Source organism: Candidatus Bathyarchaeia archaeon, assembly GCA_035283685.1.
In the GTDB taxonomy this organism is placed as follows: domain Archaea; phylum Thermoproteota; class Bathyarchaeia; order Bathyarchaeales; family Bathyarchaeaceae; genus DATETJ01.
On sequence record DATETJ010000009.1, the window covers coordinates 127203 to 142912 of the forward strand.

At 47.8% G+C, this 15710-nt stretch carries 9 protein-coding genes and 1 tRNA gene; 1 reads left to right on the top strand and 9 read right to left on the bottom strand.

The window, feature by feature from the left end; genetic code table 11:
• Positions 1 to 86 precede the first annotated feature (86 nt).
• From VJ249_07365 to VJ249_07395, 7 genes are all read right to left on the bottom strand, one after another.
• Positions 87 to 164, bottom strand: a tRNA-Glu gene (locus tag VJ249_07365).
• A 133-nt stretch (positions 165 to 297) separates the two neighbouring features.
• Complete coding sequence (locus VJ249_07370; protein HKZ94381.1) at positions 298 to 2589, bottom strand: DNA polymerase domain-containing protein; 2292 nt, start codon at positions 2587 to 2589, stop codon at positions 298 to 300.
• A gap of 210 nt (positions 2590 to 2799) precedes the next feature.
• Entirely contained in the window at positions 2800 to 3270 is a 471-nt protein-coding gene (locus tag VJ249_07375) for a response regulator (protein ID HKZ94382.1), read from the bottom strand.
• Positions 3263 to 5515, bottom strand: coding sequence for a GAF domain-containing protein (locus tag VJ249_07380; protein HKZ94383.1), 2253 nt, complete (start codon positions 5513 to 5515; stop codon positions 3263 to 3265). Before VJ249_07380 ends, VJ249_07375 begins: the two co-directional genes overlap by 8 nt.
• Positions 5488 to 5859, bottom strand: coding sequence for a hypothetical protein (locus tag VJ249_07385; GenBank protein ID HKZ94384.1), 372 nt, complete (start codon positions 5857 to 5859; stop codon positions 5488 to 5490). Before VJ249_07385 ends, VJ249_07380 begins: the two co-directional genes overlap by 28 nt.
• Positions 5860 to 6033: 174 nt before the next feature.
• A complete protein-coding gene (gene thsB, locus VJ249_07390) occupies positions 6034 to 7680 on the bottom strand; it encodes a thermosome subunit beta (GenBank protein HKZ94385.1) in 1647 nt (548 codons plus the stop codon).
• Between the two features lie 190 nt (positions 7681 to 7870).
• The gene (locus VJ249_07395) at positions 7871 to 8122 is read right to left on the bottom strand and encodes a histone family protein (GenBank protein ID HKZ94386.1); all 252 of its coding nucleotides are present in this window, start codon (positions 8120 to 8122) and stop codon (positions 7871 to 7873) included.
• Between the two features lie 421 nt (positions 8123 to 8543).
• Between VJ249_07395 and VJ249_07400 the strand changes: the two genes are divergently transcribed.
• Positions 8544 to 8816, top strand: coding sequence for a hypothetical protein (locus VJ249_07400; protein HKZ94387.1), 273 nt, complete (start codon positions 8544 to 8546; stop codon positions 8814 to 8816).
• 394 nt (positions 8817 to 9210) lie between these two features.
• On the opposite strand, the gene VJ249_07405 is transcribed toward VJ249_07400, so the two are convergent.
• Positions 9211 to 9705: a hypothetical protein gene (locus tag VJ249_07405; GenBank protein ID HKZ94388.1), complete on the bottom strand. Its 495-nt coding sequence runs from the start codon at positions 9703 to 9705 to the stop codon at positions 9211 to 9213.
• 303 nt (positions 9706 to 10008) lie between these two features.
• A complete protein-coding gene (locus VJ249_07410; GenBank protein ID HKZ94389.1) occupies positions 10009 to 15495 on the bottom strand; it encodes a thioredoxin domain-containing protein in 5487 nt (1828 codons plus the stop codon).
• Positions 15496 to 15710: the final 215 nt, after the last annotated feature.

A 15710-nucleotide genomic window follows, 5' to 3' on the forward strand; every position in this document is an offset into this window, starting at 1 on the left:
GTGTCGCTCGTTTCTTGACATTCTTTACCTGCTCAGGAAACCCCGAAAATGAGATGCAAGCTGTCCTTTAGATGTTCACTGATAGTTGGTGCTCCGGCCGGGATTTGAACCCGGGTCGGTGGCTCGAGAGGCCACTATACTTGACCGGACTATACTACCGGAGCCCCGGGACTGTACTGTGGTCATTTTCGTCTTCGTCGATGGCCACGATAATCCTTGTCACTGAAGCGTACATAATCAAGACCTCCCTCGGTTAATTTGCTTTCCTCTAACAGGTTGAGTTGCGTAGCACTGAGTTCACGCAAGCGGTTTTTGTCCTTCACAGTTAACAGCGAGGTCATAAAGATCATTTGTGGTGTAACCAAAAGGACCGAGAATGTTTGCGGCAGATGAGAACAAGAGGTTCATGAATTTCTGTAGGTCGTAGTGAGTGTTGGCGTCTATAAGTTGAGCTAGCTTAACTCGTCGATTTGCTCTTTTGTTTGCTGAATTGGTTATCAGGTATTGCACTGTTTGTCCCGCTGTTATTTTTGCACCTGCCTTTATCAGTTGCTTAGCTGCTATTGCTTGAAGAACATCATGGGAATATTCAGACGGATGCAGCGAAAGCCGCTTTGCTATCAATAAATCTTTAGCTTCAACTCTTTTTTCAGCAAGCTTTTTAGCGTAACTTCGCAGCACATCAATTGCTTCAGGTATTCTTTGCATGAACTCTTCTGAGTTACGCGCTTTGGCAAGAATCTTAATCATGTCCACCTGCGCATCATGAATGAACTTGGGCGTGTCAGCTCTTCTGGCTTCGATTCCTCGTAACTTGATCTTTCGGGAGTCAAAAGCCCCGTAGTACCTATTCAGAACTGGAAAACCTGCGTGAGTTTTTGAGGGTAAAAAGACAATCCACCTGTATCGCCCTTCAACGTTCAACGGCACTCCAATTTCTCGGCTAACCGAACCGCATAGTTCTGCGTAGTCTCTGGGATCGGCGCCTTCCTTCTTCAGCCACAAAGAGTCAACGATCCCGTGGATAACTTCAAACCCGCGTTGCTCAGCGATTCGCATAGTCCTTAGCAGTGCATCACGGGCAAAGGCACAGACCGCTATATGCGCATCAACTTTGCCGAATCGAGAATTTTTGTAGCCTAGGTACCCAAAACAGGTAACAAGAATCCACTTTAATGCACTCTGTCTCTGATCATAGATTTCTCTGAGCTCCAAGTCTTCAGTTTCGTTTCTAAGCTCCTTGTATAGTCTTCTTTTTCCGAGAATAAGCCACAATGTCTTAGGAATTATACCCTCTCGTTTACGGCAAACGTTGTAGCCCAGTTCAGGCACCCTGATTGACGAGTCGGGACAACATTTGCAGAGGATTGTTTCTGCCGAAATGTTTCGGGTGGCCATCAGCACTGGAAACATAGAGGTAAAGTCAACTTCAACCACATTGTCATGTATCCCAAGCTTAGGCTCGAAGATGAATCCGCCTCGGTCTGCTACAAGTAGCTCCCAGCCTGACTTGTATGATTCGGGCTCGCTTTTCTTCCAAGGGATAAGAATATCGTCTTTGATTGCTTGAAATAGCTGCAGTGAAGACATTATTGTACCTATGGAAGCTCTCGCTGCCCTGTGCAACGGAACCCCGCAAGTTCTTGATACCTCGATTAGACCCTGCAAACCACACGCGGAAAAAACAAACGTGTTTTGCACGTCAACATGTATGCGTCCATACAGCCTGTGCGCAGGCGCTTTGAAGTAGACTCGACCATAGGAAAAGAAAGTTGTTCCGCTTCTCCTTTCCGTTCTCAACGGGACGCCAGCTCTGTCTAAAATGAGACTGTGAAAAATGCCATTAGCAAGCGCACGGTGAGCCAGATACGGAAACAAAAAGGAATCGCCGCCTTCAGTAAAAATAATGTCCGGATCTTCTTTCTGCACAGCCTTAACCATGTCAAGAAGCTTCTGCCTTTCATCGCCTTCACTGATGAAGATTTCTCTACCGCTGGATTCAAGAACGATGTTATCAATTGTGTCACCTAGAGATGGAAAAGCTTTCTTCTTTGCAATTTGAACCCGCAAGTTGAGTAGGCGAAGTGGCTGTAGCCTGTAATCAACGCTTTCAACTGAGTCCATTAAATGATAAGCCAGACGCTTGCCCTGAACAGCAACTCCAACGTAAGCCAGTGGAAAAATGCTCTTCTCATACAAATACGCCTGAACATCAGGCACATCAACATTGTAAAGTTTATACTTCTCATGCCTGCCTAACCTCAGGATTTTACGTGCAAAATGAGGTCTTACGCGGCAATCCACTAATGTAATTTCCAATACTTTGGCTTTCTTATCATGCATCAAATCTGCAAATTTTTCTGTAAAACGCCACTTGGCAACAGATTCGTTACTCCTCAACTCGATGATTAGTTTAGATAAATCAGCGACGCTGCCCGATACGTAGATCTTGGGCTGAAATGCGTCAACGAACTTAACACGCTCTCCACCTTCAGTAATGATCCAAACAGTAACTTCGCCAAAAGCTGAAGGGTATACGTCAAGTATCCATCCACGTAGCATGTTAAGAGTGAAAAAACCTTTTTTCAATTCCACCAAACCTTTCCCGCATTCCAACAATTTCGCGATTAAGTGGAAATGAAGCCAATGACTCTGAGAGCTTCTTAAACCATAGCGTCAGGACAGAAAGCAGGATTGCAGAGGGAGAAAAGCGAAACTATTAACCCGAAAAGTGCACCCTGAACCGTGTGCAGAATATAATGAGAACACGGGAAAATTTGAGTTATAGAAAATGCGAATTTACCGCGATCCTTGAGTGATGTTTGTTTCTGTTTCTAGCTCTCTTGCTCGGGTCTCGATGAACTCGGCGACTTTGTCCTCACTGTATTTTCTAGCTTCTTCCTGCTTTTTCAAGTACTCTCTGATAGTTTTCAGAACATTCTCCATAACAACCGGCTTCAGTAGGTACGCGTCGGCTCCTTTGTTCACTGCTTCCATAGCATTTCCCAACGAAGGGTAACCCGTGACAATGATCTTGACCATTGGTGGAATACTGTCTTTCATAGCCTTTAGCAGCATCGTGCCTTCCATATCAGGTAGTCGGATGTCTATCAACGCAAGGTTGTAGAAATTGGCGTTAGATTTCTGTATGGCTTCATTTCCGCTCTCAGCCGTGTCAACATAGTACCCTTTTTCTTCTAGAACCGCTGACAAGGCTTTTCTTATGCTTTCATCGTCGTCGACGACAAGAATCCGTGCCCTTTCATCCAAGCCGCTCACCTCCGAAGGCTTCACGTTCAAGTGGAAGAGTCACTGTGAATGTGGTTCCTTTGCCCTCGGTGCTTTTCATGGAAATTCTTCCGTTGTGAGCTTCCACGATTCGCCTGCAGATGGACAAACCCAGGCCCATTCCCTTGGCCTTCGTCGTAAAGAAGGGCGTCCATATTTTGGAGGACACATCGTCTGACATGCCCGTGCCAGTGTCGCTGAACACAATTTCCAAGTTGCCATCCAACAGCTTGCTTGAGATGGTGAGTGTACCGCCTTGAGGCATTGCATCGATCGCGTTCTTGATGATGTTAACGAAGGCTCTTTCTAACGCTTCAACATCGACCCTCACCCGTGGTCTGCTGGATGTCCTGTCCTGCAAGTAGACGTTATCGGGGACCTTTGAAAGGACCAGAGCTTTTCGAAGCATCTCCTTAGGTGTGCTATCTCCGAGTTCCAGTCTGATCTCTCTCGAATAATCCAGGAGATCAGTTATGATTTTATCGGAGTACCGAATGTCATTCTCAATAAGCTCAAGCATCTCCTTTGACTTTTTGTTGGGGTTTGCACCAAGTTTTGATTTCAGATAGTAGGCAGCGCCTGCAATGCCAGTCAAAGGATTGCGCAAGTCGTGTCCTACCATGGCGGCTACTTCGCCGATCGCTGCGAATCTCTCCGCTTTCAGAAGTTGCTGCTGCATTCGTCTACGTTCAGAGATATCCTTCGTAACTGCGACAAAGCCAACGGGCTTTTCGGAAGCATCACGAACAACACTCGTTGAAAGCTCAGCCGGATACTCGCGACCCTCTTTGGTCAGCAGAGTGAGCTCCACATTTCTCACTAAACCTTTCTCAAACGTTTCCTTCATATTTTCCAATGCTTTTTGGCGATCTTTCTCGGCAATGAGTTCAATTGCTCTCCTTCCGATCAAGTCATCCTCTGACGAGCCACCATACATTTTCCAAGATTGTTCCGTGCACATCGTGACGTTTGCTTCCAGATCAGTGACTGTGATGGCATCTGGCGATGCCGCTAGTATGCTCTTCAGTCTCTCTTCGCTTTCCTTTAGGTCACGTGTTCTTTCTTTCACTTTCTCCTCCAAGTGTTCAGCGTATTCTTTGATCTGGTTTTTTGCGTCGTCAAGCTGGTGGAATAGTTTAGCATTCTCAATGGCAACAGCAGCTTGATGGATGAAGAGTTCCAGTGGTGCAAGAGACTCCTTAGTCGGGCGCCTGCCATCTAATGGATCGTCTATGCTCAACACGCCGACTATGCGTCCCTCTGCTAATCTGAGTGGTGCGTAGAGCAGGTCCTGAGGGTCCCAGTCAACCATTTCCTCAGGTGAAAGGTGGCTGTCAATGGTTGTGTTGGAGAATCTTTCTTTGACCCAGGGATCATTCCATGGGAGGTGGTAGAATTCACCTAGTTTGAAGCGTTGGAATTCTTGTCCGAATCGTTCGCGCCAGACATGTCCAGGGGGCCTTTTATCCCATAGGAACTGCTTTTCCTCGTCTGTCAACCCAACGGTGACCAAGTCGTCAGGGCGTTCGATTTCTAGGTCCTCGTTTCTTACAGAGATGACCACTCTTCGCCATCCGAGTTCGGTGATTGCCTCAGCTATTTTTTGCAGCCTTTGGCGTAGATCCGTTGAGCGAATCAGTTCAGCCGAACTCTTCATTAGTGAGGTGAGTTGGTTGGAGCGTTTCTCAATCTCTTCGCGCTTCTCAAGATTGCTGATTGCGGTCGCAGCGTGTGAAGCTAGAATTTGAAGCAACGTTGCGTCCTTTTCGTCGAATGCTCCCAGCCGTTTGCTCTCCACGTTTATGACGCCTACAACTCTGCCTTCGATTTCGACTGGAACTGCCAGCTCTGACTTGATGTCGAGTGAACCTAGCACGTAATCAGGTGCTTCAGTCACGTCGTACACGATAACAGGCTTACGATTGTTGGCAGCCATCACGGTGATGCCTTTCTTGCTGCCGTCCAAAGGCAGCTGGAAATCCAGAGGATTAGAATAGCCTCGTTGGCATGCAACCCGGATGTAACCTTTGTTCTTTATCAAAAACGCTGCTTGCTCGAAGCCCAATATTTGCTGCATAGCATCTAAAGTGAGCTCGTAAACTTGTAAGAGGTCGCTCGCAGAGTTTAGCTTTCCCCCATAATAGTTCAAAGCCGAAAGCCGTTCTGCCAGCGTCTTGCCTTGAGACGCAATGGACTCAACTAGCACTTCGCTTTGATTCGATGGCACTGACTTAGCTCCTCCTTTTTGCTCGCCTTCCTCTGACAATAGCCTTGCTTTGCTGCTTCAACGTACTTTACGAAAGTCAAATTTGGTGCGTTCAGATTGACGCGGTAATCGATTTTTTCATGAAGACTTTTCATAATCAATATTTCTAAGTATTGTGCACCCAACCCGAAGATTTTCTCCATTGCCGTCACAAAAGCCTCAGTTTTGTAAGGAATTTCCTGCCTTTTGATGTTGAAACCTCTTTCAAGGTGGAAGTAAAGGGCTTGTTTCGAGGATTCCCCCAGCGAATTCAATTGCTCGTCAACCGCTTCTAGCAGTAGCTTTTCGAAGTCGCGTTGGTACAATGGGTTTTCCTCGGAATGGAGTCTCGTGAGTCTAGAGACATCTGCGTTACATTGAATAAATCCATTATGAACTCATGATTTAGATTACTGCTTATGAACTAGAGACTGAAAGAGTGACGTAATCTACTTGGACGGAAAAATCAGATAAAGTGAGAAAAAGTGGTTGGGAAGAGGCTAATACTCTTCGTCCATGCCTTCGCCTGGTCTGCCTGGACCTTTCTCTTCCTTGGGCCTTGTGGCAGCAATCACGTCGTCGATGCGCAGTATCATGCATGCAGCCTCTCCAGCCGATTTGATGGCCTGTTCCTTGACTCTCGAAGGTTCGATTACGCCTTCGCCATGCATGTCCATGATCTTGCCTGTGAAAACATTGACGCCTTTGGCTTCGCCGCGAGCTTTCTCATGGGCTGACCTCAACCCAACCAAGATGTCTATGGGTTCTAACCCTGCGTTTTCAGCTAAGGTCTTGGGTATTACTTCCATGGATTCAGCAAACGCTTCAATGGCTAGCTGTTCTCTTCCACCGACTTCAGTGGCATAGCCTCTGAGTTTTCTGGCAACCGCAGATTCGATGGCTCCTCCGCCAGGTACGATTTTGTTGTACTCGATGACATCAGAGACGACTGATAAGGCATCTTTCATGGCCCGTTCTGCTTCGTCCACCATTCGTTCAAGTCCAGCTCGGATGAGGATTGCCACTGATTTGGGATGTTTGCAGTTTTCGACAAACACCATCTTGTCTTCTCCGACCTTGCGTTCTTCAACAAGCCCTGCTTTGCCCAAGTCTTGTGCCTTGAGGTCTTTGAGATTGCTGGCCATTTTGCCTCCTGTGGCTCTTGCAAGTTTTTCCATGTCTGACTGTTTCACTCGGCGCGCCGCTAGAATGCCCTCTTTGGCCAGAAAGTGTTGCGCCATGTCATCGATGCCTTTTTGGCAGAAGACGACGTCTGCGTTTGAGGCTTTGATCTTGTCCACCATCTCTTTTAGCATGCGTGTTTCTTGGTCCAAAAATGCCTTGATTTGAGTTGGGTCTCGGATCCTGATTTCGGCGCTGAATTCTGTTTTTTCCACTTCTAGAGCCACGTCTAGGAGAGCTATTTTTGCGTTTTCGACGCGTTTTGGCATGCCGGGGTGGACCACTTCTTTGTCGACTATGATGCCCTTCACTAGCTGTGAGTCGAATAGGCTTTTGCCTTCCTTCTTCACGATTTGAATTTGATCGATGTCGGCGATCATTCTGTCTCCGCGTTGCTCGGCGATCTGTTTGACTGCATCAATGGCAATTTCCGCGAAATGCTCTTTTGCCGCTCCAACAGCCTTACTTGCCATTGACGTTAAAGCCACTTTCTTGAGGGTTTCTCTGTCATTGATGTCAACTTTGGTGCCGAGTTTGTCCAATGTTTCAACGGCCATTTGAGTTGCTTTGCGGTAGCCGCTGACAATCACCGTTGGATGAATGTTTTGATCGAGTAGTTCCTCAGCTCTTCGTAGGAGTTCCCCCGCCAGCACAACGGCTGTTGTGGTGCCGTCGCCGACCATGTCGTCCTGCGTCTTGGCTACTTCGACAATCATTTTGGCCGCTGGATGTTCAACTTCCACTTCGTCGAGGATTGCTGCTCCGTCGTTTGTGATTGTTATGTCACCGAGGCTGTCGATCAGCATTTTGTCCATACCGCGAGGTCCTAGAGTAGTTCGCAGAACCTCTGAGATCACGCGCGCTGCCATGATGTTGTTTCGCTGCGCTTCTTTGCCTCTTCTCCGCGCTGTTCCTTCTTTCAGTATGAGCACAGGTTGTCCGCCCTGTGTTGTTAGGTAAGCCATGTTTCTAATTTCCTCCGATTTACCTAGTTTTCTTTTAAACCTCTCACTACTGCATTTTTCTCGGAAATATAAACTTAACTCTCTTCTCGGTGACTAGCTTGGAGAAGGAAAGTCTCTGGTTATGTTCTTGCCTGGAGAGTTTTGGAGGTTTGTTAGCTTGTTTCAAAACTGGAGGATGAGCGAGAAGCGTCTATTTGCTCATGACTTTTCTGGATGCTATTTCTATGTCTTCGGATTTTATTGTTTTTCGTCCGGCGTGCATGGCGTAGTCCATTGCTTCGCGTGCGATTTTTACGCCGATTTCGTCGAGGACTTTGGCTAGGGTTTTTGCTGCGCTTTCGCTTACTCTGTCTGCGCCTGCTTTTTTGCATATTCTGTGCATAGGAGCCACGGCTAGTTCTGGACCTGCCATTTTAACCATCCCGTAGGCTTCTTTTTCTATTTTAGGCAGTATTTAAGACTTGTGAGCAGTGGGCTTAGTATGGTTAGTATGAGTTTGGAAAAATTTTTTCAGGGTGAAAGTTGAGCTTTTCAGTTTGCGTCTTGGGTTCTGTTGTTGTTTCTGTATGGTGTTTTGGGCGCTGATGACCGGTGTTCTAGCGTGACGTTCTATGTTGGCATGCGTGACGTTTAATGTTGGTTTGCGTGGTGTTTAGGTATGTTGCCGAGGCTCTGCGGAAAGAGAAATTTCAGAAGAAGAAGGCGCTATGCCCCTTATACCTTCTTCTATCATGTAGTGTTGGGACTGCTTGGACAGTTGTAGTTGAACATGCAGGCGTAGGCTGTTTGTGTGGGGTCTGAGTTTTTCATGTGTCGTTACCTTCGGCTTAGAAACCGTAATAATACCGAGGTTCTGTGCGTGTGTGCGCGTGTGGCTGTGTGAAGTTGTTGTTGACGTTGAAGGGTTTGCCACAACAACTCTTTGGATGTCTAGGCAAGTGGCTTCAGAAGTAGTAGTATGCGCCGCGTGTTTGATGGACTACTACTTCTATGCTGGTGCTGCGATGCGAGTTGAAGGCTGTGTGAGTGTCGTCGTCAAGTTGTTCCTAGTGACATCAACGAGTCATGGCGTTGTTTCTTGCGGTCTGTTTTGGTTTCAGGGTGATGTTTCTGGCTTATTTGCTGCTGTCTTGTGACGAGTTTCATCACTGTTTAGGTTGAATGAATAATGGTTTGCTGTCTGTTTTGGATGGTTCAACATTCGGCTTGCGTGTAGTTGAAGGCTGTAGCTCTTTTTGGGAAGCTGAGAACGACTTATCCCACAGCTTTGAACTGTGACATTTGAGTCGTGGGCTATGGGATCGTAGTTTAGCTTGCACTGTCATTCGGCTGGCGATGTCTCCTGCTAAATCCTCATTTCTTGTTGGCTGCCATGTTGGATAATCGAATGCTTGAACACTACTAAGTTGATTAATTATGAGCGCGTGCCAGTTGATCCCTTCTTGTTTGCATCGCTCCTTGTAATCTAGTTATGACAGATCTACAAAAATGGACAAAAAAGAGGGAATCGTGTGGAGAGACTTGATCTTTTCACTCTGGACCGAATCCACCTATCCACATTATGCCTGCGGCAGTTACTGGGGTGGGTGGAGGAACTGGGAATGGCGTTGTCACGCCGCGGACGTGGGCGTCGCTTTCAAGCAGGTATGCCCATGCTCCTGTGGCAGCGGTTATCCAGCCGTTTGACTTGAATTCAAAGCTCTTGAAGCTCCATACGCCTTCTTGATACATTGTGATTGATCCGTAGGTTGTCGTGATGATCCATGTTTCGGAATAATGTTCTGTGATGCCGGGAAAACTAGCACTGATCAGGCTGAGTGTGACAGTTCCTTCGATGTCTCCTGAAATGGTTCCAATCCACGTGTATGGCGACGAGCCCCCAAAGCCAACCCAATCCCAATTGAGCTGAAAAGACACGTCGCATCTAAGAGGCTCGTTGGGCTGTGCTGAAACTGCGGGCATCGACAGCGCGGACAGAAGCGCAACGAAACACAGCATGAGGGGCGTTAATAGCATCTTTCTCATTTCTCTTTCACCTCCTTTCTCCATTCATTTTCTTTCATCGCATTTTTCCATTCTTTTTTCAATTATTCAACAGCGCCTCAGGAAGAACCGGCTACCCGAGAGGCTCCGAAAGCACAATTCAACCATAAGGATTGTCTAGAAAACTACGCTATGGGGAAAATACATAGGCTTTTTTCCCGAGAAGGGAAAAACAACGATAAGACACAGGAAAAAAGAGAGGATTTAACTTTCTTCTTGCCGAGTGAGCCACAGCTAAGTTGAGTGAGTCAGAAAAAAGAGGGGGAGGTTTGGGTTTAAAGGAGTCTACAGGTTTTGTTCGAGTTGGTCTATCCAGTCTTCGGCAGGAATGCTCCATGACCATGAGTAGGCGTTTTTGATTGTGCGTTGGGAGTATCCGAAAGCGGTTTTGTAGTAGTCGACGGCTTTTGAGAGCCATCCTTGGGCAAGCCAGTAGTCGCCTTGGACGATGGAGTTGTCTGCGTAGGTGATTTCGTTCCAGAGCCAAGCTCGACTGTAGCCCAGTCGCGATTCTGAGTCTTCAACTGCGTCGACGGATAGGGCTCTTTCTGATTGTGCCTCGAACTTGGCTTTGCTTGACATCACCGTGTTTATTGCATCGAGCTGCTGGATGATTTGGTCTGCGGTGTTGCTTGGCATGTAGCCGTATTTGACCCAGTTCTTCAGGTCGTTCTTCAGGTATTCAAGTCTGCTTACTGCGAATTTGAGGGCGATCAAGCCTTCTGGTTTGTCGTCGAAGCCGTGTTTGACTGTGTCAAGATAGTTTATTGCGTTTGTGATGTCGGTTTCTGTTCTTGCAAGGTCGCCTATTATCCGGTCGTGCTTGTACTGATCAATGTTTCTGTCTTCATAGAGAGTTGACACGTGTTCTCGCAGAATTCTGATTCTCTCAAGTGCGTTTGTCAGGTGGTAGTCTAATACGAATATGCTTGCTTGTGTTGTCGCTTTTGACTGCGCCCATCCAACTGATGTGGCGCTTGCGTTGAAGTATTTGAAGCCAGGTGTCGCGTATCTTGGGATGGTTGCTGTCACCGGGATGGTGATGGAGCCTCCTTCTGGGATGAAGACTTTTTGTGTCGTCCATGAAAACCATTGTAGGTGGGCTTGATTTTGGAGCGGTATTCCGGTGTTGGTCAGCGCTATTGTTATTGCGTCGTCGAAGTTTTCGTTGTTGTAGACTTCAACGTTGAGGTCAACAGGGAACTGCGTCTGTGTGGTCATGGCTGGCATCGTCAGGGTCGAGGCTTCTGGTATGACGGCAACGGTCAAGCTGCCCTCTGGCGTGGTTGGCAACATGGGTGTGAAGTCAAGTGTTAGTGTAGCGTCTGCGCTGTCTGTTGCGCTCGGTGAGTTTTGTGAGGCTGCGGTCACCCTGAAGTTGTAGTCTTTTAGTATGAAGGCAGTTTCCGACGGTGGCGTGACGAACAAGTCTACTGTGGCTGTTTCGCTTGGGTTGACTGTGATCGATGCCTGAGAGAAGTAGAACCATGTCGGGTCTAGTCCCTGCAAAGTTGGGTCGTAGGTGTCGGGCACGTTTCCAGTGTTGTGGATACTTACGGTGTATTTTGTGGTTTTGAGTTCGTTGCCCGCTACTTGCGGGTCAATCGAGATGTCAACTCCATAACTTGGAATAACAACTGAGATGGTTGCTGGCGTGGTTGGGAAAACTCCCATTAGGCTGTCGTCAGATCTGTCGGTGTCGTTGTCAAAAGCTGTTGAAAACCATTGAATTCTTTGGTTGAGGTGCGCGGTCCATTCGCTCCTTAATATGTCGTACCAGTAAACTCCTTGGGAAGAGCCTTGTGGGAGCATCCAATTCCAGTGTGAAAACCCGTCGGGGGATTCGTATCTGTAGTAGAAGTACACCCAAGAAATATCACTGTCGTCTGTCCATCGCACTGATAGTCGAATGTCTGATGGATATTCATGTGTGTATATTTGTCCGTCAGGCGGATTGAGAGCTGATCCTGCTGGCGCATCTGTGTCGTCATCGTCCACTATTGCAAGTCTCCCGCGGGCAAAACTGGAAAGCTCGGGATTGCTTACGCTTTCAACATTCACTCTGAAGTATGTCCATATTGGAGGTTTGACCAGGTCCCAAAAGGGGGGATCCACAAGCGGCAGGGAAACACTCAACGTTCTGTTCGTAGCTCCGCCTGGTCCCAACGTAACTGGAAGTTTGGACAGCTTTTCGTAAGGGTTGTCGAACTCAAAATCCAGACCGTGTAATTTTACGTACCAGTTGGTTGTTATCCTGTAAGTTTCCGTGACAGCGTTAGGGTTGTAGATTGCCACTCTCCATCTTACTGTCTGCCCTGGCTCACCGTATTGACTGCGCTTTTCCGGCGGAGAGATAGTGACACGCGGGTTCGCGTTGAGTGTAATGTATTGTAGCGCGTTGTCTAGGATTAGCGTGGTCTGTTTTGTTGTTTCTACGTGTCCTAGTCTATCGATGCTGTAGTAGCTTATGTTGTGCGGGCCGTCACTGTACGCCCTTGTGAGAGGGTTGAATTCGTCGCCTAGTACTATTGGCTCTCCCGTGCATAACAGGTCCAATGTGGGATGCCTAAAGCATCTCATTGCTGGTCTTGGACTCATGTAGTTTTTCCACTCGCCGTCGTCGACCTTGTAGTAGGTTTCAGGTGCGCCCGAAACGTCGTCCACGTTGAATTCCATGACTGTGTCCGACGTCACGTAGGTGTTTCCCAACGCGTCAGTGAATCGAGGTTCGTCGACCTCCAGTGTTGTCTGTGGTGGGCCGTTGTTTAGGTGCAAGATCTGTACGTGTCTCTGTTCTGTTCCGTCGCCGTACGGTTCCTGGGTTTGGTAGCCTTGTGCAGCGTATTCGAGAATGTATACCCCATCCTCAAGAGGAATAGGAAAAGGCGAGCATATTAGCATGTCATCTGTAAAGTGGCATTCGACACCCTCAAGCTTAATTGAGACTGTGGCGGAGTTTGCTTCGAACCTGCCTCGGCTCCATGAAGGCATGGGATCGCCTACCTTCCAGTAACGATATTGTAGGCGGTTGTAGTCGAGTCCACTGGCAGTCAATGTCAAAGACGTGTCAGATGTGATGACCGCTTTTCCATCACTTGAGATGTAACTAGGGCTTCCAAAGGTTAGACGACTCGACGGCGTGACATATGGATGACCAACTTCGTATATGCGGTATCTAAGAGAGAAACAGCTTCCTTGGGGTGCTTTCCAGTCTTCGTAGCAACCATCGTGATTCCCCTCATTACTGTATCCTTCCCTTGCGAATAGGTTGTGATACCACGGTCCGTCGCCTTCCTTTTTCACTCGGTCATAAAGCTGAGGATCGTGGGAATGCCATGATTCGTCCCAACGATAAGGTGCTTCCATCCAGTATTCGCCTGATGTGCTCTCTGAGATCACCCCGAAGTCGTGCCACGAGTAATACCTCTGTTCGGCTACTCCAGGGTTATCGTCCACGTAACCGTGAACTAAATCCTTGTCATCTTCATATCCTGAGACCCACAAGTGAATGTTGTCGGATGGAAATACGGCAACATATTGGGACTGATCCAGGTAGTATCTGTCGTCTGTCACATCGCCTGGAAGAGATAGCCAAAACCATTTATCATTAACGTTTGCTGCCAGACGATATTCTCCCTGATCGCCCCAGCCTTCTAGTTTGTCCCTTATACTGATGCTATCAAATTCAATGTAGAATTCCCGAGCTGGTTGTAAAGGCACGTAGTCCCAGCGAGCCTCAATAGAGCGCGAATAAGTCTGGCCAACGTAGGTGTCCAAGGGCAATTTGACGTGAATTTTGCTTTCATTTGGCAAGGGAGTGACTATTGGATTATGTCCTCCGCCGACAGGGCCAGAAAGTATGCGATATTGAATCTCTGGATAATACCCTGGATAGATTTCAGGAGGACGTGGAGGCATTTGAACATCAAACTCCCAGTCTTGCCAAACCTCAACGCTGCCCATCAAGTTGGACCACGGCTGGTATTGTGCATCTTCTGCCGTGATACAAGCGTCTCCATGTCCAGGATGATGAATATCGTTGCACAGATATTCGTGCGTGGCTCCTCCGCCTCGCGTATTGAACCAGATGTCAGTTCGTACTCCGGGAGTGTATGTTCCCCATAGGCTGCTGTCTGAGGACCATCGCATAGGCACTTGCCGCTGGGTTGCAATGCCGACTACAGGATGGAACTCGGTCTTGGGTTCGTGTCCGCAATCCCAAATCCACAGTCCCGTAAGCCAAACTCGATCACCTACGCTTGGCCAAGCGAACTGGTGGAAGTAGTCTGTTTCCCACTCCATGTGCATTTCATGGTCACCCAGATTTTCTACTTGCCCGTAGTCTGGGCTTACACCTGATAGCAGATGGTAATATTCGGGGTCAAGCCTTACGTTGAAGACAAAGTCTTGAGACTCGTGGTTGAAAGGATGGTCCATCGAGGACACCCTAGCATATCTAACCTCGCCAGTTGCCTGCTTTGGCATGTTGTCACCGTCATACACGGGCATCCATGTGTCACCCCACGGCATCTCTGTAATGTACTTCTCCCACCAGTCTATGAGCGGCTCACAACGCTCATAGAAGTTGCTCGGCCTGGAAAGCTGAGCTTTCACAGGTTCAATCCTGAACGAAAAGACCGACAGAAAGGACGCTGCGAGAACAATGGCAAGAACCACCACCGACCCTTGATTGACGAGTCTACGCATCGGCAAGAATCCTCGCACGCCTGACCTTTTCTTCGCGCAAACAATGGTAGCAGCGAGACCAGAGAAAGCCAAAGTCAACTCAACAGGATATCTCCTTTCTGCGATGACTGGAACCGATTCGACGCTCTGCAATGGAGCTGCAAGCACTTTGTCAATGCTCGCTTTCAACGTTGACTCAGTGTTGAAGCCTCTGAAATCACGATACAAATACCCTTTTGCACTCTTTTCAAAAATCAAGAGCATCGTTGGAAATCCGTTTACGCCAAACTCTCCTAACACCTGTGTGTTCTCGTCACCGTTGACGCGAATGAAAACAACTTCATCCTTGTACAAAGTCTCGAACTCGTTGACAATCGGCGTCTGTTTGGCACAGTAATGACACCAGTCTGTGTAGAAATACACAAACGCCATCTTGCCCGAATTCAACACTGGATCAATCTTTGGACTCAAAGAATACACGCTGGACATGTAAGGGCCTTCAGAACTCACAAACCGCATCGTAGGCACAGTAGAGTGAAACACAACATAGGCAACCAGCAGACCAAGCGAAACAACAACCAGTACCGTTGTCCACCACTTAACTCTAGCCATGCGCTTCATTCCAGCAAGCTTACTGGACATCGAGCCAAGCATTGACGAACCAAGAATCACTGCGAACATGCCGAGAGCATATACAGATGGCGTGAAACCGAGAATCGTTGGCGGTCCACTGCACGTTGCGCTTGTTGCAGCGCACAGCAGAGAGTCAGAGGCGAAAGATTCAATGTAGATCAGGTAGCCAGAGACCAGTACTCCAAGCATCGAAAACGCGGCAACCGCCTTGATCACCGTGCCCTTCATCTTAAGCTTCAAGCCGACCAACGAAGCGATCAGAACGGTCACTGCGAGACCTCTCAGAATCCAACAGAAAACACACGGTTGAGCAACGAAAGCCTGCAGGGCAAAGCTGCCCAACACAGCAAACGAAGAAAGAGCCAGTGTTATGCCCAAGAAACCATTCTGAAGTCCTGAAACAGATGAATCGATAGCTTCCGCTGACACTTCGAAATTTTTGAAATCTTTCAATTTCTCACCAACTGCGCTAAGACAAACGTTCTCTTCAACAGCTTTTTCAAATGCATTTTTCCATTTCTCCTTTCAATTTTATATCAGCGCCTCCCAGGAAGCACCGGCTGCCCAAGAGGTTCTGAAAGCGCAATCCAACCATAAGGATTGCACTGGGAAACTAGGCTGTGGAAAAATACCTAAGCATTTTTCCCACGAGGGGAAAAACGACCATA